The 21192-nt window shown below is 72.1% G+C and carries 16 protein-coding genes and 1 pseudogene; 12 read left to right on the forward strand and 5 right to left on the reverse strand.

The annotated features are described in order from the left end of the window. The first annotated feature begins 2 nt into the window (after positions 1–2). From GTY58_RS37920 to GTY58_RS41760, 5 genes and pseudogenes are all read left to right on the forward strand, one after another. Positions 3–1952 (forward strand): fumarate reductase/succinate dehydrogenase flavoprotein subunit, encoded by a 1950-nt coding sequence (locus tag GTY58_RS37920; RefSeq protein ID WP_010988703.1) that lies wholly within the window; start codon positions 3–5, stop codon positions 1950–1952. Then, positions 1949–2698, forward strand: coding sequence for a succinate dehydrogenase/fumarate reductase iron-sulfur subunit (locus tag GTY58_RS37925; protein WP_010988704.1), 750 nt, complete (start codon positions 1949–1951; stop codon positions 2696–2698). Before GTY58_RS37920 ends, GTY58_RS37925 begins: the two co-directional genes overlap by 4 nt. A gap of 389 nt (positions 2699–3087) precedes the next feature. Then, positions 3088–3858 (forward strand): GNAT family N-acyltransferase, encoded by a 771-nt coding sequence (locus GTY58_RS37930; RefSeq protein ID WP_010988705.1) that lies wholly within the window; start codon positions 3088–3090, stop codon positions 3856–3858. A 371-nt stretch (positions 3859–4229) separates the two neighbouring features. After that, the gene (locus tag GTY58_RS37935) at positions 4230–5006 is read left to right on the forward strand and encodes a lysophospholipid acyltransferase family protein (protein WP_242432221.1); all 777 of its coding nucleotides are present in this window, start codon (positions 4230–4232) and stop codon (positions 5004–5006) included. A 30-nt stretch (positions 5007–5036) separates the two neighbouring features. After that, positions 5037–5096: pseudogene (locus GTY58_RS41760) on the forward strand (hypothetical protein); the annotation flags it as partial. A 45-nt stretch (positions 5097–5141) separates the two neighbouring features. Here the strand turns inward: GTY58_RS41760 and GTY58_RS41765 are convergent. Further along, positions 5142–8066 (reverse strand): hypothetical protein, encoded by a 2925-nt coding sequence (locus GTY58_RS41765; RefSeq protein ID WP_052082306.1) that lies wholly within the window; start codon positions 8064–8066, stop codon positions 5142–5144. 631 nt (positions 8067–8697) lie between these two features. On the opposite strand from GTY58_RS41765, the gene GTY58_RS37955 reads away from it, so the two are divergent. Beyond that, positions 8698–9342, forward strand: coding sequence for a GAP family protein (locus GTY58_RS37955; RefSeq protein ID WP_010988708.1), 645 nt, complete (start codon positions 8698–8700; stop codon positions 9340–9342). Between the two features lie 221 nt (positions 9343–9563). After that, positions 9564–10883 carry an SGNH/GDSL hydrolase family protein gene (locus tag GTY58_RS37960; protein WP_107083138.1) on the forward strand — a complete coding sequence of 440 codons (1320 nt, stop codon included), beginning with the start codon at positions 9564–9566 and terminating at the stop codon, positions 10881–10883. A 37-nt stretch (positions 10884–10920) separates the two neighbouring features. Here the strand turns inward: GTY58_RS37960 and GTY58_RS37965 are convergent, their stop codons facing one another. Together GTY58_RS37965 and GTY58_RS37970 are read right to left on the reverse strand one after the other, a co-directional pair. Then, entirely contained in the window at positions 10921–11151 is a 231-nt protein-coding gene (locus GTY58_RS37965) for a hypothetical protein (protein ID WP_010988710.1), read from the reverse strand. A gap of 80 nt (positions 11152–11231) precedes the next feature. Then, complete coding sequence (locus GTY58_RS37970) at positions 11232–11876, reverse strand: class I SAM-dependent methyltransferase (protein ID WP_010988711.1); 645 nt, start codon at positions 11874–11876, stop codon at positions 11232–11234. Positions 11877–12041: 165 nt separating this feature from the next. On the opposite strand from GTY58_RS37970, the gene GTY58_RS37975 reads away from it, so the two are divergent. Then, positions 12042–12695, forward strand: a complete 654-nt coding sequence (locus GTY58_RS37975; protein ID WP_037647102.1) for a hypothetical protein — start codon at positions 12042–12044, stop codon at positions 12693–12695. Positions 12696–12716: 21 nt separating this feature from the next. Here the strand turns inward: GTY58_RS37975 and GTY58_RS37980 are convergent, their stop codons facing one another. Continuing rightward, positions 12717–13724, reverse strand: a complete 1008-nt coding sequence (locus tag GTY58_RS37980; protein WP_010988713.1) for an LLM class flavin-dependent oxidoreductase — start codon at positions 13722–13724, stop codon at positions 12717–12719. A 73-nt stretch (positions 13725–13797) separates the two neighbouring features. Next, positions 13798–14655, reverse strand: a complete 858-nt coding sequence (locus GTY58_RS37985; RefSeq protein ID WP_037647105.1) for a (2Fe-2S)-binding protein — start codon at positions 14653–14655, stop codon at positions 13798–13800. A 442-nt stretch (positions 14656–15097) separates the two neighbouring features. Between GTY58_RS37985 and GTY58_RS37990 the strand changes: the two genes are divergently transcribed. From GTY58_RS37990 to GTY58_RS38005, 4 genes are all read left to right on the forward strand, one after another. Beyond that, positions 15098–16270: an ATP-grasp domain-containing protein gene (locus tag GTY58_RS37990; protein ID WP_010988715.1), complete on the forward strand. Its 1173-nt coding sequence runs from the start codon at positions 15098–15100 to the stop codon at positions 16268–16270. Then, positions 16267–18030, forward strand: a complete 1764-nt coding sequence (locus GTY58_RS37995) for an IucA/IucC family siderophore biosynthesis protein (RefSeq protein WP_010988716.1) — start codon at positions 16267–16269, stop codon at positions 18028–18030. Before GTY58_RS37990 ends, GTY58_RS37995 begins: the two co-directional genes overlap by 4 nt. A gap of 148 nt (positions 18031–18178) precedes the next feature. Continuing rightward, positions 18179–19939 carry an IucA/IucC family protein gene (locus GTY58_RS38000; protein ID WP_037647107.1) on the forward strand — a complete coding sequence of 587 codons (1761 nt, stop codon included), beginning with the start codon at positions 18179–18181 and terminating at the stop codon, positions 19937–19939. Further along, positions 19936–21162, forward strand: coding sequence for a type III PLP-dependent enzyme (locus GTY58_RS38005; RefSeq protein WP_010988718.1), 1227 nt, complete (start codon positions 19936–19938; stop codon positions 21160–21162). The genes GTY58_RS38000 and GTY58_RS38005 overlap by 4 nt, the downstream gene beginning before the upstream one ends. Positions 21163–21192 lie beyond the last annotated feature (30 nt).

Below are 21192 nucleotides of genomic sequence, written 5' to 3' on the forward strand. Positions count from 1 at the left end.
CCATGCATTCCTACGCGGACTACGCGACCGGTGAGCCGGTCGTCGACAGCAAGGCCCCGCAGGGCCCGATCAACGAGCGGTGGGACACCCGCCGTTTCGAGGCCAAACTGGTCAACCCCGCCAACCGCCGCAAGCACACGGTGATCGTCGTCGGCACCGGCCTCGCGGGCGGCTCCGCCGGCGCCACGCTCGCCGAACAGGGCTACCACGTCGTCCAGTTCTGCTACCAGGACTCCCCGCGCCGCGCCCACTCGATCGCCGCGCAGGGCGGCATCAACGCGGCGAAGAACTACCGCAACGACGGCGACTCCGTCCACCGGCTGTTCTACGACACCGTCAAGGGCGGCGACTTCAGGGCGCGGGAGTCGAACGTCCACCGGCTCGCGCAGATCTCGGTCGAGATCATCGACCAGTGCGTGGCGCAGGGCGTGCCGTTCGCCCGGGAGTACGGCGGTCTGCTCGACACCCGCTCCTTCGGCGGCGTACAGGTCTCGCGCACCTTCTACGCCCGTGGTCAGACGGGTCAGCAACTGCTGCTCGGCGCGTACCAGGCGCTGTCGCGGCAGATCGCCGCGGGCAACATCGAGATGCATCCGCGCACCGAGATGCTCGACCTGATCGTCGTCGACGGACGGGCGCGCGGGATCGTGGCCAGGGATCTCATCACCGGCCGCATCGACACGTACTTCGCGGACGCGGTGGTGCTGGCCAGCGGTGGCTACGGCAATGTCTTCTACCTCTCGACGAACGCCATGAACTCCAACGCCACCGCCGTCTGGCGGGCGCACCGGCGCGGCGCCTACTTCGCCAACCCCTGCTTCACCCAGATCCACCCCACCTGTATCCCGCGCACCGGCGACCACCAGTCCAAGCTCACGCTGATGAGCGAGTCGCTGCGCAACGACGGCCGCATCTGGGTGCCGAAGGCGAAGGGCGACCAGCGGCCCGCGAACGAGATCCCCGAGGACGAGCGCGACTACTACCTGGAGCGCATCTACCCCTCCTTCGGCAACCTCGTACCGCGCGACATCGCCTCCCGCGCCGCGAAGAACGTCTGCGACGAGGGCAGGGGAGTGGGCCCCGGCGGGCAGGGCGTCTACCTGGACTTCGCCGACGCCATCAGGCGCATGGGCCGGGCGAAGGTCGAGGAGAAGTACGGCAACCTCTTCGACATGTACGCGCGGATCACCGCCGAGGACCCGTACACGGTCCCCATGCGGATCTACCCCGCCGTGCACTACACGATGGGCGGCCTCTGGGTCGACTACGACCTGCAGACCACGATCCCGGGCCTGTTCGCGATCGGCGAGGCCAACTTCTCGGACCACGGGGCGAACCGGCTGGGTGCCTCGGCCCTGATGCAGGGCCTCGCCGACGGCTACTTCGTGCTCCCCTCCACGATCAACGACTACCTCGCGCGCAACCCGCACCCCGAGGAGGTGACGGCCGAACACCCCGTCGTCCAGGAGATGCTGGCCGACACCGAGGACCGGCTGCGGTTGCTGCTCGCCGTCGACGGCGACCGCACCCCCGACTCCTTCCACCGCGAACTCGGCGAACTCATGTGGGAGTTCTGCGGCATGGCCCGCACCGAGAGCGGACTGCGCAAGGCGCTCGAACGCATCCCGCAGATCCGCGAGGAGTTCTGGCGGCGCATCAAGGTCCCCGGCGTCGGCGAGGAGTTCAACCAGTCCCTGGAGAAGGCCAACCGCATCGTCGACTACCTCGAACTCGCCGAGCTGATGTGCCTCGACGCACTGCACCGGTCCGAGTCCTGCGGTGGTCACTTCCGCGAGGAGTCCCAGACCCCGGACGGCGAGGCGGCCCGCAGGGACGAGGCGTTCTCGTACGCGGCCGCCTGGGAGTTCACCGACACCGGCGACGCGCCCGTCCTGCACAAGGAAGACCTCGTCTTCGAGTACGTCCACCCCACTCAGCGGAGCTACGCATGAAGCTCACCCTGCGCGTCTGGCGCCAGCAGAACGCCGACGCCGACGGAGCGATGTCCACCTACGAGGTGGACGACATCTCGGCCGACATGTCCTTCCTGGAGATGCTCGACACCCTCAACGAGGAGCTCATCCTCAAGGGCGAGGACCCCGTCGCCTTCGACCACGACTGCCGCGAGGGCATCTGCGGCGCGTGCTCGCTCGTCATCAACGGCGACGCCCACGGACCCGAGCGCACCACCACCTGCCAGCTCCACATGCGGTCCTTCGAGGACGGCGACACCATCGACATCGAACCGTGGCGCGCCTCGGCCTTCCCGGTCGTCAAGGACCTCGTCGTCGACCGGTCGGCCTTCGACCGGATCATCCAGGCCGGCGGCTACATCACCGCCCCGACCGGCGCCGCGCCCGAGGCCCACGCCACGGCCGTGCCCAAGCCGGACGCCGACTTCGCCTTCGAGCACGCCGAGTGCATCGGCTGCGGCGCCTGTGTGGCCGCCTGCCCGAACGGCGCGGCGATGCTGTTCACCTCGGCCAAGATCAACCACCTCAACGTGCTGCCGCAGGGCGCGCCCGAGCGCGAGACCCGCGTCCTCGACATGGTGACCCAGATGGACGAGGAGGGCTTCGGTGGCTGCACCCTCGCCGGAGAGTGCGCCACCGCCTGCCCGAAGGGCATCCCGCTGGTCTCCATCACCGGCATGAACAAGGAGTGGCTGCGGGCGACTCGTAAGGCGGCCAAGCGGTAGCACTTTGCTGGTAGGGCGGTGTCGGCCGCGGGTGCCCGGATGGTTGTCGGCCGCCGGTGGTACGGCGGTCGTCGGCCGCGGGCCCGCTGTGGCCGGCCGCGCGGTTCCCCGCGCCCCTGGTCGGGGCGCTCGTTCACCGAACGTTCGCCGGAAAGTGCGGACGGGCGGGGCCGGGAGTGGTGCTCATCCCCGGTCCCGCCAGGCACCCCTGGCATTCAACAACCTCACACCCCGCCTCTCTTCGCGGGTCACGCGCCGGTCAGCCGGCATCGGAAGAACAGGAGCGGGCAGGCCGTACCCCACCGGTCTGCTTGCCCCGGGCTCTCACCTGCGTTCGAGCAGGGGGCGCCCCCGTTCTCGCCGAACCGGCCCGTGACCAGGAGTGAGCCATGACCGGCGTTTCCACCCTCGACAGCCCGCCGCAGCCGACGGCCCCCGCCCGCTACACCGTCACCCTCGCCCGCGACGAAGCCGACGTCCGGGCCGCGCAGCGGCTGCGCCACGACGTCTTCGCCACGGAGATGGGCGCCCTGCTGTCCACCCCGCAGCCGGGGCTCGACATCGACGCCTTCGACGCGTACTGCGACCACCTGCTCGTCCGCGACACGGCGACCGGTCAGGTCGTCGGCACCTACCGGCTGCTGCCGCCCGAGCGGGCGGCGGTCGCCGGCCGGCTCTACTCCGAGAGCGAGTTCGACCTCGGCCCGCTCGCCGTAGTCCGCTCCGGACTCGTCGAGGTGGGCCGCTCCTGCGTCCACCCCGACCACCGGGACGGCGCGGTGATCGGGCTCATCTGGGCCGGCATAGCCCGCTACATGGTCGACGGCGGCCACGAGTGGCTCGCCGGCTGCTGCTCCGTTCCGCTCGCCGACGGCGGTGCGCTCGCCGCGGCCACCTGGGACCGGGTCGAGGCCAAGCACCTGGCGCCCGAGGAGTACCGGGTACGGCCGCGGCTGCCCTGGAACCCGGAGGGCGTGGCCCGGCCGGCGCGCACCGAACTGCCGCCCCTGCTGCGCGGCTATCTCCGCCTGGGCGCCTGGGTGTGCGGCCGCCCCGCGCACGACCCGGACTTCGGCGTCGCGGACCTCTACGTCCTGCTGCCGATGCGCCGAGTCGACCCGCGCTATCTGCGGCACTTCCTCTCGCTCGTACCGGCGTGATGAGCGCGCCCCGCATCGGAGCGCCGCGACCCCCGCTCCCCGGCGTGCCGCTCCCTCGTCCCCGTCCCACGGTCCGACCGTGCCCGCGCCCTGCCGGGGCGACGCCGCCCGGCCCGAGCGCGCCGGTCCGACCGACGACCGCGGCTGTGCCGGCACCCGGGTCCGTGCCGACGGCCGCGGCTGCGCCGGGGGTTGCGCCGGTGTCGGGGGTCGTGCCGGTTCCTGGTCCCGTGTCGGTCTCCGGGGCCGTGCCCGTCCCCGCGTCCGCGTCTGCCGCTCGGCGGCCCCTTCCCGCGGGGTCCGCCGGGGGGCGTTCCGCCGCGCGGGTCAGCGCATGGCTGCCCACCGCGCCGTGCACTGCGCGTGGATGCGTGGAGAGCACGGCGGCCTGGACCGCCGTGCCGCGCGCGGTACTGCGGCTCACCGCGCTCCTGCTCCTGGTCCTGGCCGGTGTCCTGCTGACCCCGGCCGTCGGGCGGATGCGCGCGGCGGAGCGCGACCCGCTGATCCGACGATGGTGCCGGGCCGTGGCGCGTGCCGCCGGTGTGCGGGTGCGCATCACCGGGGCCGCCGCCCCCACCGGCGGCCTGCTGGTCGTGGCCAACCACATCTCGTGGCTGGACATCCCGCTGCTCGCCGCCGTCCGTCCGGCACGGATGCTCGCCAAGGCCGAGGTCCGCGCGTGGCCGGTGGCGGGCGCGGTGGCGGCACGAGGGGGCACCCTCTTCATCGAGCGCGACCGGTTGCGGGCCCTGCCCGACACGGTGGGGCGGATCGCCGCCGCCCTGCGCGGCGGGGCGGCCGTCGTCGCCTTCCCGGAGGGCAGTACCTGGTGCGGCCGGGCCCAGGGCCGGTTCCGGCGGGCCGTCTTCCAGGCCGCACTCGACGCCGGCGTGCCCGTCCAGCCCGTGCGTATCCACTACCGGTCCGCCGGGGGAGCGGCGAGCACCACGCCCGCGTTCGTGGGCGACGACCCGCTGCTCGCGTCACTGTGGCGGGTGGCGTCGGCGCGAGGGCTGGTGGCCGAGGTCGAGGTGCTGCCGATGCCGGCGGCCGGTGACCGCGCCGACCGCCGGGCCCTTGCCGACGCGGCGCAGGAAGCCCTGCGCAGGGCGAGCACAGGGCCGCAGTCGACGTCGCATCCCTGAGGCCCCTCCTTCGCCGCCCGCCGACGGTACGCGGACGTGCGCATCCAGCGGATCTACGGCGGCACCTCGGAGATCATGAAGGAAATCATCAACAGGTCCATGGACCAGTGCACGGGATGGAAGCCACTGCCGTCATCACGGCCGGTCCGCTGTGCTGCTGTTGCACACGGCCGCGCCCTGGGCTCCCCGCGGGTTGCACACGAAGACCTCGGTGGGCAGCTTGTCCATATCGGTGATGTCGTCGACGCGCAGGAGCGAAAGCGGCTTGTTCTTCGGCTCGCCCGAGCCCATGTCGTAGGAGAGGTGGCCGGTGACGCCAGGCCAGCCACCCTTCGCGTTCCCCCGGAGGATCTCGGTGTGGACGGCCGCCGGGTCGATCATCCGCCCGTCCCATGGCTGGGGCCACACACGGATGCGTCCGGCCAGCTGCTCGACGGCCTGGCTGAAGAGCATGGTGGCGTCGTACGCGAGACCGACCTGTTCGCCGATCCACTGCTGAGGGCCGGGCCCACCGACACACCTGGGCGGGCTGAGCAGGTCCGGTGACTGCACCGCGGCCAGGAACTGACCGACGTCCGGGTCGGGGCGGCGCAGCGAGGAGCACGTCGCCAGGCCCGACTTGGACACGTACAGCATGGTCAGGTTGTCCGGCGCCGTCTTGCGGAGCGTCTTGTTGGCCATGTAGCGGTTGACGGAGTCGTCGGCCACGAGGTGCCGGGGCCAGTCGTTGTTCTGGCAGGCTTGCCGCAGACCCGCCAGGAAGTCGCCGTATTCCGACCACCGGCCGGCGAAGAAGAGCATGCCGCGGTAATCGCACTCGCGTTGCATCGACCGTCCGGGATGCCACTTGGTGGAAGTGAGATCGCTGGTGCCCTTGAACTCCTTCTTCAAGTCGTCCAGAAGCGTGGCGACGTAGAGGTCGTCCTTGCGGCTGGACTTCTCGCCGAAGGTGACGTAAATGTGCAGGCCCTTCCAGCCCTTTCGGCGTGCGTAGGCGGAGAGCAGATGGACCTGGTCCCGGTTGGGCGGGGAGATCTGGAAGTACAGGTTCGAGTTGCTGTCGATGTGGTCGGCGGAGAGCGCCGGTGCGATCGCGGGGAGACCCACCCGATTGAGGTGGCGCAGGGCGACGGCGCTGGCGGTCCGGCTCTCGACGGGTCCGACGACACCGATCACCGGGGCGTCGGACGGTTGGCGTGCCAGCCGGGCGATCATGTCGACGGCGAGGTCGGCGTGTTTCATCTGGAAGCCGGCGTTGGCGATGACGATGCGCAGCAACGGGACGGAGGAGGTGTTCACCGTGGCCCGCACCCCGATGTACTGGGCGGCGGCCATGCCTTCCAGGCCTTCGCGTTCAGCGGCGTACGCCTCCTCACCGGCCTGGGTGGCACGACCGGTCAGCGTGCCCAGGTACACGACGGTGACGTACGGGCGGCGCCGGCCGCTCTCTTCCCAGGCTCTCCTGGCATCCCGGTTCTGGGCGAAGATGCGCTCCTGGATGTAGTGCAGATTCTCCTGGCCGGGCTGGTTGTTGAAGGTGAGGGCGGCGCCGTCGCTGAAGCCGATGCACTCTCCGCCGACGTCGCGCACGACGACGTCGGCGGCGAACGGCCGGTGCAGGCAGCCGGGAATCCCCAGATACCGCCCGGACCAGACCGCGGCGGGCACGAAGAGCAACAGGCAGGCGGCGACGATCACGACGGGGCGGCTGAACCACGGCGGAGCCGGGGCCGCCACCACGGCGGAGGCGGGCACCCGCTCCGCGTCCACCTCGCCATCGGCCCACAGCCGGCGCCGCCCGCGGACCCGGGCCGTCGGCGCGGAGGTCCGGCGCGCCAGACGGCTTCGGTACGAGACGGGAGCCCACTGGTTCCGGTCGATCGCGTGCAGATCCGTCATGCGCAGCGCGTGGGCGGGAGCGGACGGTACCGGGCCGCCGTCCTGCCGGCCTGCGACGTGTACCAGGAGGACGGGCACGAGCCGCCCGGTCTCGTCCCGCACCTGTTCCACGAGCCGGAGCAGTGTCCGGCTCGTGGTGGGTGATTCCCCGCTGCGGATCTGCACCACGGGGTACGCCGTGTGCCGCCAGCCGCCGGGCCGCCAGGGACGGCGCCGCAACGAGCGACGCAGGTCCTCCAGAAAGGCGTGCACCAGCAGCTTCGCCACCTGTTCGGAGGGCTCGTCGGCCCGGTAACCGGCGGTCAGCCGTTCGGCGAGGCCGAGGAAGTTCCCGGACAGTTGAGGTCTCAGGTAGGGCTGCCGCATGAACCACCGGTAGGTGCGCCCCAGTCCGGGAACACGGCCTCCGGCCACCACCCGGAAGAAGGCCGGGGGCACGGCCACCGTCAGTACGTTCCACAGGAATTGAAGGACGGGATCGAGCGCGCCGCCGAGGCCCGTGAGGTCGGCCGCGGGGCGGTCCGCTCCGCGTCGGGTCGCGCGCAGGTCGGCGGCGAGCACGGCGGGATACTCGTCCGTCCGGGCACCCGCGGGCAGCCGGGTGTTCATGGCCCACTGCACCAGGGAGAAGTGCCGGAAACGCAGCCGCGGTTGGCCGCTTCGCTGCCGTGCGAGGCCGTGGCAGACCTCGTCCAGCAGGACCCGCAGCGCCTCGACGTCCTGGTGATCGAGGGCGTGACCGGCGGGATCGGCCTCCTCGGCCAGCGCGGTTCCCCCGCGGTCCGCCCGTCGGCCGGACACTTCCGTGTCGGAGGCTGGGTCGTCCGTCCCGTCCGTCCCGTCCGTCCCGCCCGTCCCGTCCGTCCCGCCCGTCCTGGCCGTGCCGTTCGTGGGCTCCGGACCGTGACCGACCCGGGTTTCCGTCTCGGGCGACGGCACCGCGCAGTACGGGGTCGGCCGAGCGGCGGTGACCAGACGGCTGTTGAGCACGTCGTACACGGCTCGCGCGTGCGGGCCGTCGATCTCCAACGCGGGCAGCCACCGCTCGCCACGCCGCGGCCTGGGCACCAGTGCCCGCACGAGATGCAGGAACTCGGTCGTTCCTGGCGGCGCGTTCAGCAGGCCGTTGTCGTCCGCCCGCACCGGGTCGTGCTCGTTCACCAACGGATGTTCCCCCGAAACGTACGGTGTGCCTTCTTCCCCTTGTGCCTGTATAGCAGCGAAGAGTCACCGGATGTGTGCGTTCCGCGACGATGCGCAGGTGTGCGCACGTCGATGCACGCCCGGTCGGGTCCTGACCGGTGGGCGTGCGGGTAGATCCCAGCCGTGTTCCACTGGAAACCGCCGGTTCCACTGGAAACCGCTGGCCTGCGGAGACCCCGGTCCGCGGAAAGCCGCTTGCCTCGCAGTCGACGGATCCAAGGAGAAAAGCGCCTACCTGGATTTCTTCGCGGTATCGCTCGGGCAGCCGTCGTCGCCGGAACAGCAACTGCCGTGTCGAACCGTGGTGTCCCGGTGGCAAGCCGGCCGGTGGGCGGCACAGGATGAGCAACAGGCCCCGGTGCAGCCCGATCAGCCGCCCGCAGCGCCGGCTGCGGGCATGGACAACTGGATCGCCCCGCTCAAGGAGTCAGGCCCGCCGCGGGACCAGGGTGTCCTCGGCGACGCCGAGTTCGCGAGGGCCGAAGCCATGGGCCTCCTGAGCCCCTGAGGCCCGAGCGAGGACCTGGTCACACCGGCGGTCTTCGGCCAGGCACGCCCATCGAGCGGGCTCCTCGATCGGAGGGCACGCGTGGTTCTCGACCTCGTCGTCATTGGCGTGGCCATCACGTTGGGGCCGCTGCACAACACCGCCTTCATCCTGCTTTTGTCCGCGCCCAAGGGAGTCCGCAAGGGGCTCGCGTTCATTCTGGCGTGGCTGGCCTGTCTGGTCCTGCTGATCGCCGTCGTCGTCCTGCTCACAGGCGGCAGACCGCCGCCCCACAAAAGCGCGCCTTCCACCGCCGTTCTGGTCCTCAAGCTGATCCTGGGCCTGGGGATGGTGTTCTACGGGGAACGCAAGCGGCGCCGGGGGAGCCGGCCCCGCCAGTCCCCCAAGTGGATGGCGCGACTGGACCACGTCTCCGTGTGGGCGGCCGCCGGGTTCGGCGTCCTTCTCCAGCCCTGGGGCGCGGTCGCCGCAGGCGCGGCGACGGTGGTGGAGGCGAACATGTCGTCCGCCGCCACGTACTTCGCGTTGACGGGGTACTGCCTGCTCGCCACTTCGAGCCTGCTGGCGATGGAGCTGCACGCCACGTTCCGGCCGCTCACCGCCCAGGTCAGACTGAGGAAGCTGCGCGCATGGATCGACGGCCACCAGGACCAGGCGATCGTGTCCATCTCCCTGGCACTCGGCCTGTGGCTGATGGCCAAGAGCATCTACCAGCTCGTGGGGTGAGGCTCGAGCGGTCTCTCGGAATCAGCGCGACCGGCACCGGACGACCACGGGGTGCCGGCCGCTGCCGTCGGCGGGAGCGCGCCGGCTTGACCTGGCGGAACGCGCGCGGGCCCGACGCAGGGTGGGGCCAACCCGAAGGCCGATTCGGGGGACAGCCCCGGTGATCTCCGACCCGAAGGACGGTGAGATCTCCTCATCACTCTTTCCCGAGGAGATCTCTGATGCATTCAGCAAAGCCGCGTCCGCCCAGGACGACGGGACGACGAGGCATGCTCGCCGCCGTCACGGCGCTGCTCACCGCGCTCGTCGTCTCGGCGGCCGCCGTGGCGCGGGAGGACGCGCGGCAGCAACCGCGCGCCACCGGGGGGCCGGTGTGGACGGGGGCGTGGGGCACCGCCGTGCAGCGGCCCGTCGAGGGGAGCGAGGACAAGGGGCCCAACTGGTCGCGGCAGGGATTCGCCGACCAGTCCGTACGCCAAGTGGTCCGCGTCGCCACGGGCGGATCCACGGTGCGGATCCGGCTGTCCCACACGTACGGCACCACGCCCCTGCGGATCACCGCCGCGACCGTCGGCCGGTCCGCCGGAGACGCCCAGGTCTGGCCGGGCACGGCACGCGAGCTGAGGTTCGGCGGGAGTCAGGGCACCACCATCGCCCCCGGGCGGGACGCCGTGAGCGACGCCGAGGCCCTGAGCACCTCTCCGCTGGAGAAGCTGACAGTCACCCTGTACTTCGCCGGCCGCACCGGCCCGGCCACCTTCCACCGGTTCACCACCGCCACGTCGTACCGTGCCGCCGGACGCCACCTGTCCGACTCCGGCGGCGACGCCTTCCAGGACGCCACGAACGCCTGGTACTTCCTGAGCGGGGTGGAGGTGTCCGGCCCCGCCACCCCGCGGCGCGGCACCGTGGTCGTCTTCGGTGACTCGCTCGTGGACGGGACAGGGGCCACGCCCGGCGCCGACAACCGCTTCACGGACAAGCTCGCCGAACGCCTGGTCGCCGACCGTCGCCCGCTGGACGTCGTCAACGCCGGCATCGGCGGAAACCGGATCCTCAACGACTCGCCCTGCTACGGGGACAAGGCCGAAGACCGATTCCGGCGCGACGTACTCGACCGCCCCGGCCTGCGCACGGTGATCATCCACCTGGGCGCCAACGACATCGGTGCGCCCGAGATGGGGGACCCCTGCATGGGCTCCGCGCCCCGTGTGACCGCACGTCAGCTCATCGAGGGTCACAAGAAGCTGATCCGCGCCGCCCACGCCCGCGGCGTCAAGGCCGTCGGCGCGACCATCCTGCCCATGAAGGGCGCCCTCTTCCCCGTCTACAGCGAACGGGGCGAGAAGGTCCGGGCCGCCGTCAACCACTGGATCCGCACCAGCGGCGCGTACGACTCCGTCCTCGACGTCGACCGTGCCCTCGCGAGCCCGGCCGATCCGGCCCTGCCGCGCCCCGGCTACGTTGTCGAGGACGGCCTGCACCCCAACGAGGCCGGGTCCCACGCCATCGCCTCCGCCGTGGACCTGAACGCCCTCTGAAACTCCCACCGGACCGCAGCACCATGACGTCGGCCGGTTACGGGGCCGCCGCGCGGAAGAGGGCCAGGAGGGCCTGAGCCGGCGGGGTGTCCGCGTCGAAGAACTGCGTGCCCAGCGCAGGTGGCACGGCCGTTCCGTGCATAAGGACCTCGTGGCATTGGGCGACCGTCCTGCCGGGGTACGGGGCGCCCCGCTTGGCCGGGAGGGCGGAGATCCTCACGACCTCGATCAGCGCGGTGGCGGCAACGGCTTCGGCGGGGAGCTGCATGTGCGCAGTCTGCCCGCCGGGCCGGCAGCCGGCCAAGGCGCCAGGCGTCGCCCGGCGGACGGGAATGCGACGACAGGGGCCTAGGACTGGCGGTGCGCGAAAAGGACTGCTCCTGGAATGTGCCCGTCGAGGCCGAGCAGCCATTGAGCCTCGACAGTGAACCCGGCATCGCGCAGCCAGGCTGTCACTTGGACAGGCTGGCGGTGGTGGACATGGACCTTCATCGGGTGACCGCCGTAGCCCTCCGTCTTCAGTCGCGACTCGTCGCCGATGTGAAAGCCGAGCAGCAGCGGTCCGCCAGGACGCACCACCCGCCGGAAATGGCCGAAGACCGCAGGGATCGCATCGTCAGGGACGTGAATCAACGACCAGAAGGCGAGCAGGGCGGTGACCGACGCGTCGGCCAGGTTGAGATCCGTCATCGAGCCCACCTCGAACCGCAGGTCAGGATGGTCACGCCGAGCCACGTCGATCATCGCGGGTGAAAGGTCGATACCGAATGCGTCGACGCCCAACCCATGCAGGTGGGCGGTGACGTGCCCCGGTCCGCAGCCCACATCCGCCACTGGCCCGCCGCCGGCTGTGTGAATCATGCCGGCGAACAACTCCAGCGCCGCCCGAAGGTACGGCGTCCCTGCCAGGGCCCCGCGCAGTTGGTCGGCATAGCTGACCGCGACCGTGTCGTAGGAGCTCCGGGTGTCCGCCAACCATCCGTCCGCGTTCATGCCCCAACACGGTAGTTGATCAACTGCTCGATCAATCGGATGATCAAAAAATGCACGTCAGTTCTTCCTCATCCCCCGGCCTCGGCCGCGAGTTCGGTGGATCGTGCTGTCCCTCCAGGGCTGAGGAGCTCTTGCAGACGTCAGTCGGCGTATCCCGGAGAACCGATGAAACTACCCGTCACCATCCATCAAGCACGCCTCGGATCCGCGGAGTTCAAAGTGATCCGGCCGGCCCGCCCACTGGACCGCGCCGTGCTCATCGATCACGACCGGCACCTGGACGCCTACCTCGATCAGGACGCGGCGCGGCGAATCGGCGGGCTGTGGGAGCTTGCCGCCTCCTCACCGCACGCGCTGATCCACCTGCCGATACGAGGCAACCCGGCCCCTTCCCGCGACCTCCCCGCAGCCGGCACACGCCAGCTTGACCTCGTGCTGCTGCATCACTCGCGGCAATTCGCGCCTTCGCGCTGGAAGGAAGTACGCGGGCGACTGGGCCGAGGGCGCCCGCAGACCGTGACGCTGCCCGGGGCGGGCCGCGGTGACGGAGCCGTGGTCGACCCCGGGGCACGGCACCACCGGGAGAACCGGGACCTGTTCCATCAGCATCTCCACGCGGAGACTCTGTTCATGACGGGCAGCGCGAAGGTGTTCAGGGAGACCGCCCGGCACTTCCTCGATGTCGCCCGCAACGGTCCTGGCTACGTCCCCGTCCATCCGAGCTACCCGTACTTCTGCACAGAACTCCACTCCAACGACGGCATTCTCGGCGACGCCCGCGAGATCCACATCGAGTACTGCGACCAGTGGGACTCATGACCCGACACGACACCGCCGACTCTAGAGGGCGGTCAGTCCCGCGAGCCGGGCCAGCCCCCGGTAGGAGTCCAGCAGCGCGTCCCGGTCGTACGTGCTGGTGGTGACCAGCACCTCCTGCGCGCCGGTCTCCTTGATCACCGTCTCCAGTTCGTGGGCGACCTGGTCCTCGGTCCCGGCGATGTGACCGGTGAGGCCCGACTCGTAGAAGCCGCGCTCCCTGGCGGTCATCCGCAGGGACTCGACGCGCTCGGCGGGCGGCAGGGGCGGGAAGGTGCCGTGCGTGCGTGAGTACGCCATCGACCAGGCTTCGGGGACGAGGAGGCGGCGGGCGTTCTGCGGGGTGTCGGCCACCGCGATCGTGCCGGAGATCACGACGTACGGCTCCCGCGCCCAGGGGGAGGGGCGGAACGTCTCGCGGTAGTGGTCGATGCCGCGCCGCATCTTCTCGCGGTTCCTGAGGTCGCCGATCACCATCGGCAGCCCGGCGCGGGCCGCGATCGTGGCGCCCTCGCCCATGGCCAGCACGAAGGGCGGCACGGTCCGGCCCTCGGCGGGCCGCGCGTGCACGCCGGTCGGGGACGTGCCGAGGAACCAGCCGAGGAGCTCGTCGAGCTGCGCCGCGAAGTCGTCGGCATCGTCCTTGTCCCGGCCCAGCGCCCTGCGCACCCCGTCGGTGAAGCCGACGGACCGGCCGAGCCCCATGTCGACGCGGCCCGGGAAGAGGGCATCGAGTACGCCGAACTGCTCGGCCACGACCAGCGGTTGGTGGTTCGGCAGCATCACCCCGCCGGTGCCCACCCGGATGGAACGGGTGGCCGCGGCGACGGCCGCGGCCAGCACGGTCGGCGCGGAACCGGCGACTCCGGGCACGCCATGGTGCTCCGAGACCCAGATCCGGTGGTAACCGAGGCGCTCCAGGTCCCGCGCGAGCCCCACCGTGTCACGCAGCGCCGCCGCACCGTCGTGCCCTTCGCGGGTACGGGAGCGGTCGAGTACGGAGAAGCGGGTTGCCGCGATCACTGAGCTCACACGGTGTTCAACGCGTACCGGGCGCCAGGATTCCCGGGCCTCACTCCGCCGCGGGGGCCGGGGCCGGGGCGCCTCAGGCCTCCAGCCTGCGCAGCCGTTCCGCGTCGCAGGTGCGGGGGCAGGTGGCGCAGGCCTCGGCCGGGCGGATCGTGTAGTAGAGGCAGCAGCCGATGCGGGTGCGGGTCGGGTGGTGGCGGCCGTCGCCGCCGGTGAGGTGACGGAAGTCGGCGCCGCCGGGGAAGGGGGCCTTGGGGGAGGGCAGGAGCGCGGTGGCGGCCCGGATCGCGGCGGCCTCCCGGCCGAGTGTGCGGCCGAGGTACCAGATCCCGGAGACCAGGTCGTCGCCGACCATGCCCCACAGGGTGCGCGGTCCGCGCCGGACGTACGGGGCGAGCGCGGTCAGCAGCGGACGCATGTGGTCGGCGACCGCGGACCGCAGCGCGGCGCGCAGGGCCTCTTCGTCGGCCAGGGGGAGGGCGCCGGGGAGGGCGGCCGCCGGGTCGTCGGGCAGGCAGGCCAGGTCCGAGCCCGCGGTGATCGTGTACGTCCCGGACGCCAGGTCCAGGCGTACGTCCTCGGGGCGTATGCGCGGCACCCGCTGTTCCAGGTACCAGACCCCGCTCATCAGCAGACCGACCGACCACGCGTAGTCGTGGAGGGCGCGGGACGCGGCGACGTCCCGGCGCGGGGTGTGCCCGTGGCGGTCGTGGATCCGGGCCGCCTCGGCCTCGATGAACGCTTCGAGGGACGCTTGACTGTCCGTCAATTCGGCTCCGGAACAACCCGTTTGGGCAGGCGCCGCGCGGGGGTCGTCCTGGACGCGCACGGTCAGTGCCTCGCAGAGATCGCCCAGGCGTCGGTAGCCGGCGGTGAGCAGGCCGGGCACGCCGGTCGTGGCGGCGGTCGGCGGGAACTCCACGGCCACGGTCATGGGATCACTCCTGAGCATGAGGCTTCGACGCATGAGGCTTCGGCGCATGAGGCTTCGGCCCAAAAAAAGTAGGTAAGCCTTACCTTAGTGGACGGATCGTAGTCGCGATCCGCGCGAGCCGCCGCGTCGTCGATCAAGGGGTGTCCATGTCGCCCGCGTGTGACGGCGGTTTGGAAACTAAACCAAGGCTACCCTAAGCTCACGTTTCGTGACCGCGACCACGACCGAACGGGTCGCACCCACGGGTGTGCCCTTCCGTGCCCTCCGGCACGTTCCCCTGTCACCCGCCGACGCCGCGTCGAGCGGATGCCCGCCGACCTGGCCGAGGCCACCGGCGCGGACCTTCCGGAGACGTAACTCCCGTCGCCCTGGGCGGGGCCGCATCTGATCCGCGCGTCCGCGCCTCAACTCCTCACCCCAGAGCGGAAGTCATCCCCCCACCATGCGGCTCTACCTGCTGGCCCTGAACCCCACCGACTCCGTCACCGAAGGCTTCCTGCCCGCCGCGGCCCGCCTCGGCCTCGACGTCACGGTCCTCACCGACCAGCCGGACCCGCACCGGCGCGCGTATCCGGAGGTCGAGGTCCGGGAGTGCGACGTGCGTGACTACCGCGCCGTCATCACCCGGATCTCCGCCCACCACCCGCCCGACGCGATCTTCACCAACAGCGACCACCTCCAGACCCAGGCCGCCCTGGCCGCCGACTACTTCGGGCTCCCGGCGAAGAACTGGCGGGCCGCGCTGCGGACCAAGGACAAGGCCGAGATGCGGCGCCACCTCGCCGCCACCGGCGTGGACACCGTCTGGTCGGCCGAACTCACCGAACCGGTCGCCCTCGACGCGCCGTACCCCTGCGTGGTCAAACCCCGGGAAGGCGTCGCCAGCGAGGACGTGGTGCTGGTCGACGGGCCCGAGGAACTCGTCGCACGCTGCGCGGACATCCTGACGCGCCGTCCGGGCGCCGCTCTGGTCGTCGAGGAGTACCTGCCCGGCGAGCTGTACACCCTGGAGACCCTCGGCGACGGCCGCGTCCGGCACGTCCTGGGCGGCTTCCACACCGAACTGTCGCCGCTGCCGTACTTCATCGAGGAGCGGATGGCCTTCGTGCCCGCCCACCCGGAAGCGGTGCGCGCGCAGGTCCTCGCCCAACTGGACGCGCTCGAGGTCGGGTTCGGCGCCTGTCACACCGAGTTCGTGGTGCACGGCGGCCGGGCGCGGATCATCGAGGTCAACTACCGTGCCATCGGCGACCAGTGCGACCTGCTGCTCGCCCAGCTCCTGGAGATCCCGCTCTTCGAGCACATCCTCCGCACCCACCTGGGCGAACCCCTCCCCGCCGAACTGGGCGCCCGCCGCGACGGCGCAGCCCGCCTCGAGTACCCCTGCGCCGACCGCGCCGGCACCCTGACCGCGGCCCCCGCCGCCACAGAACTCGCCGTCGACGACGTCCGGTTGACCTACCGTCCGCTACGGAGCATCGGCGAACGCCACGAGCTGTACGGCACCAACCGCGACTACCTCGGCGTCCTGCGCGCCACCGGCACCGACCAGCAGGCCGTCGACAAGGCGACGGCCGGCTTCCTGGCCGCCCAGCGCTGGGAGATCGGGCCGTGACCGCCCCGACGGCCACCGACCCGGCCGAGGCCGAGCTGCTGACCCGGGTCCTCAGCGCCCTGCTGCGCGAGGACGTCGTCGGCCTGCGCACCCGCAGCACGCTCGTGCACCGGGCCGACGGCCCCTGGCTGCGGCTGGCCCACCCCGGCGACGCCCTGCTGCTGCCCGTGACCGAGGACGGGTTCCAGAGCCGCCATGCCGCCCGGCTGCCGTTGCTCGTCAGCGAGACGGACGGCGAGCTGAGGACCGTCTCGACCGTCCTCGGGGCGCTGCGCACCCGGGCCGAGCCCCCCGACCGCGACGGCTTCGACGCCTTCGCCGAGGAATGCCGCCAGACGCTGGCCACCCTGCGGCTGCACTCCGGAACCCGGCAGGAGATCGCCCAGCTGCTCACCGCACGCCACGGCGCCGACCCCGCCGACTGGACCGGCCTCGCCGGCGGCCTGGCCCACGACACGCTCGCCGCCCGCCTCGACCACCCCGTCTACCCGACCGCGCGCGGCCGCTCAGGGCTGGACGCGCGGCAACTACGCGCCTACGCACCCGAGTTCCACCCACGCTTCGCCCTGCGCTGGCTCGCCGTACCCCGCCGGGCGCTCACCCTCTCGACGGGCGTGCTCCCGGACCGCTGGCCCACGCCGGCCGCGCTCGGCCTGCCCGAGGCCGAGCACACGCATGTCGCCCTGCCCGTACACCCGCTGACCGTCGGCGCCCCGCTGGACGCCGCCCTGCGGGCCACGGATCTGGCCGACTCCGCGATCCTCGCGAGCCGCGGCCACCTCGACGTCGTACCGACCCTGTCCATGCGTACCGTCGCGGTGACCGCCGATCCGTCCCTGCACCTCAAACTGCCCCTGCCCACCGCGACACTGGGGCTGCGCAACCGGCGCACCATCAAGCCCGGCACCCTCGTCGACGGAGCCGCCGGCCAACGCCTGCTGGAGGCGGTGACCGCCCGCGAGCCGCGCTTTCGGGACACCGTCCTGCACGCCGACGAGACCGGCTACGCGCACGCCGGGCACGAGCTGCTCGCCGTACTGTGCCGCCGCCAGCCGGCCGGACTCGACGGCTCGGTCGTCGTACCCATGGCCGCCCTGCTCGCCGAGGCGCCGGGCGGCCGGCTGGTCGTCGACCACCTCGCCGACCGCTTCTACGGCGGTGACCCGCTCGCTCTGCTGGACGCCTTGCTGACCCTGCTGTTCGACTGGCAGACCACGCTGTTCGGCTACGGGATCGCGCTGGAGTCGCACCAGCAGAACATCTCCCTGGTGCTGGACCGGCAGGCGGACGGCCGGACCCGGCCGCGGCTGCTCCTCAAGGACAACGACGGACCACGCATCAACGCCGTACGGCTGCGCGAGCGGCTGGGGGACGCGGCGCCCGGGCCCGCGGACTTCGACGACGCGCGCGTCTTCGGCGACGGTGACGGACCGGTCGCCGACCTCTTCACCACCATCACGCTCCATCTGTGCGCGGGCGCCTACGCGTTCGGCCTCGCCCGGCACGGTCGCGCCCGGCTTCCGGCAGTCCTCGGGCTCGTACGCGACCGCCTCGCCGAGGCCGTCGAGCGGCTCGGGACCGGCGTGGGCGAGCCCGGTGCGGTTCTGCGCGCCCGGGTGCTGGACGCGCCGCGGCTGCCGGTCAAGGCGATGGTCACCGCCGGAACGCTGCTCAGCAAGGAACGTTCGGGTGCGGCCGACATCAACAAGCACTACACCAGCGGCCCCAACTACCTGCTACGAGCCGGTGATCCGGCATGAGCGCCGGACGTCCTTGGACGCCCGTCCATGTCCTTCGGCCCCCGGCAGGTGCGCGCGAGGCCGGTACGGCCGCGACCGCCGGAGCCATCGTCCTGATCACCGTATGCGTCCCCACCCTGCCCTCTCTCCGCCCCCGCTGGAGCCGCTGATGCCCGCACTGACCGACTCGCTCGATGCCGCTCCCCGCCGCACCGCCCCGGTCCGACCGCCCACCGCCGAACAGGCAGTGACCCACACCCTGCTCAACTGCCTGCTGCGCGAGGTCTCCGGACCCGAGCGGCAGACCGCCGTCGCCGACGGCCACCTGCTGCTGCGCCTGCCCCGCCGCGGTGTGCTGCTGCGCATCGCCCTGCGCCGTACGTCCCTTGTGGGCGCGCACCGGTTCAGCGGGCCGGTGTGCGAGGACGACGACCACGGCGGCTGGCCGGAGGTCGACTGGCAGCGGCTGGCCACCTACGTGCACGACGAGCTGTCCCTTCGCACGGGGGTACGCAACGAGGAGTTCCTGGAGCAGGTCGACTCCAGCCATCGGGCCGTCGCGGCCGGGCTCGCCGCACGGCCGGCGGACGACACCCCGGCCGCCATGCTCGCCACGGACGCTCTCTCCGCCTACGTGGCCTCGGAACAGTCGCTGGTGTTCGGACACCGCTTCCACCCCACCCCGAAGGCGCGCACCGGCAGCGCCGGCTCCTGGTCCTCGTACGCGCCGGAGGCCGGCGCCTCGTTCCCGCTGCGGCACCTCGCGGTCCGGGCGCACCTGATCGCCGAGGAGATGGCCGAACCCGCGGCCGCCGCGTCGCTGGACCGGCAGCGCGCGGACGTGCCGCACGGCCACCGGCTGCTCCCCGTCCACCCCTGGCAGTACGAGATGCTGCGTGAACACCCCACGCTGCGCGCGGCCCTCGACCGGGGTGACATCGTCGACCTCGGCGAGGGCGGAAGGCCCTTCGCCGCCACGGCGTCCGTCCGCACGCTCTACGACGGCGAGACGTTCCTCAAGTTCAGCCTGAACGTCCGCATCACCAACTGCCTTCGTAAGAACGCCAGTTACGAGCTGGCCGGAGCGGTCGCCCTCACCCGCGCCCTGAGCCCGGTCCTGGCCGACCTGGCCGACCGCTTCCCCGGCAGCGCCGTACTGCGCGAGCCCGCCTACCGCAGCCTCGCCCTCCCCGGGCCCGACGGCACGCCGGACCGCGAGCTGCTCGAAGGCTTCGGCGTCATCGTCCGCGAAGGCCTGCCCGGACGGCTCCTGCCCCGCATCACCCCGCTGCTCGCCGCCGCCGTCGCCGACGAGTACCCGACCGGGCCCGCGCACATCTCCCGCCTCCTCGCCGCCGCGGGCCCGGGGACCGTCCTCGACTGGTGGGCGGCCTACCTCGACCTCCTAGTACCGCCCGTACTGGCCGCCTACTTCGACCACGGGCTGGTCCTCGAACCGCATCTGCAGAACGTGCTGATCTGCGTCGACGGCGACGGCATGCCCACCCAGGTCCTCTTCCGCGATCTGGAGGGCACCAAGCTCGTCCCCGAACGCCACGCCGGCACACTCGCCGCGCTGCCGCCCGACGTGGCCGGAGCGATGACGTACGACGCCCAGCGCGGCTGGGACCGCGTCGTCTACTGCCTGCTGGTCAACCACGTCGCCGAACTGCTCGCCGCCCTCGCCGACCTGCGTCCGCAGACGGAGGCCGCGCTGTGGGCGCAGGTCCGCGCCACCCTCCAGGCCTACGCCGACCGGTACGGCTGCCCACCGGAACTGGCCGCTCTGCTCGCCGGAGTCCCGCTCCCGGCCAAGGCCAATCTGCTCACCCGCTGGCAGCGCAAGGCCGACCGCGACGCCGGATACGTCCGGCTCGCCTCACCGCTCGCCGAGGACATCCTGCGCCACACGGCCCGGAGCGCCCGATGACCGTACCCACGCCCGCGGTGCGCGACCGCATCCGGACCCTCGCCCCCGGCGAACTGCCCGCGTACGTCTACGACTTGGCGGAGCTACGGGCACATGCCGCAGGTGTGCGGGCGGCGCTTCCCGAGCGCGTCGAGCTGTACTACGCGGCCAAGGCCAACCCGGAGCCGGAGATCCTGGCCGCGCTCGCCCCGTACGTCGACGGCTACGAGGTGGCCTCGGGCGGCGAACTCGCCCATGTCGCCCAGGCGGTGCCGGGCCGCCCGCTGGCCTTCGGCGGCCCCGGCAAGACTCCGGACGAGGTGGCGGCCGCGCTGGCTGGGGGCGTGCAGCGCTTCCACGTGGAGAGCGAGTACGAACTGCACATGCTCGCCGAGCAGGCCCGCCGCGTCACCCCGGGCACGCGGGTGGCGGTCCTGCCGCGTTTCAACCTCCCCGTGCGGGACGGTTCGCTGGCCGGCAGCGCCCTGGCGATGGGCGGCCGGCCCACCCCCTTCGGCCTCGACCCCGCGCAGGCCGGTACGGTGCTCCGGCTGCTCACCGACGGCACCTACCCGCACCTCGAGCTGCGCGGCGTCCACGCCCACCTGGCCAGCGGACTCGAGGCGCCCGAACAGCTGGCGGTGGCGGAGACGGTCGTCGGCTGGGCGACGGACATGGCGGGGGAGCACGGCGTCGGGCTCGGCGAGGTCAACGTCGGCGGCGGCATGACGGTGGACTACGCGGCCCCCGAGCGCCGCTTCGACTGGGTCACGTACGGGAAGGGTCTGGCCCGGCTCGCACACGCGCATCCGGAACTGACGTTGCGCATCGAACCGGGCCGGGCGCTGACCGCGTACTGCGGCTGGTACGCCACCGAGGTGCTGGACGTGAAGCGCAGCCACGGCGAGGAGTTCGCCGTGGTGCGCGGCGGCACCCACCACCTGCGGACACCGGCGACCAAGGGCCACGACCAGCCCTGTTCCGTGCTGCCGGTGGACGGCTGGCCCCATCCGTGGCCCCGGCCGGCGGCCGAGGCCGAACGGGTCACGCTCACCGGCCAGTTGTGCACCCCGAAGGACGTCCTGGCCCGGCAGGTACCGGCAGGCGGACTGCGGGCCGGTGACCGCGTGGCGTTCGCACTCGCGGGCGCCTACGCGTGGAACATCTCCCACCACGACTTCCTCATGCACCCCCGGCCCGGGTTCCACTTCCTGCTCCCGGACAGGGGTGACGGCGAGCCCTGACGGTCCTCGGTCCGCGCTCGACGTCCCTCG

The organism is Streptomyces sp. SID5469, assembly GCF_009862865.1.
Lineage (GTDB): Bacteria > Actinomycetota > Actinomycetes > Streptomycetales > Streptomycetaceae > Streptomyces > Streptomyces avermitilis.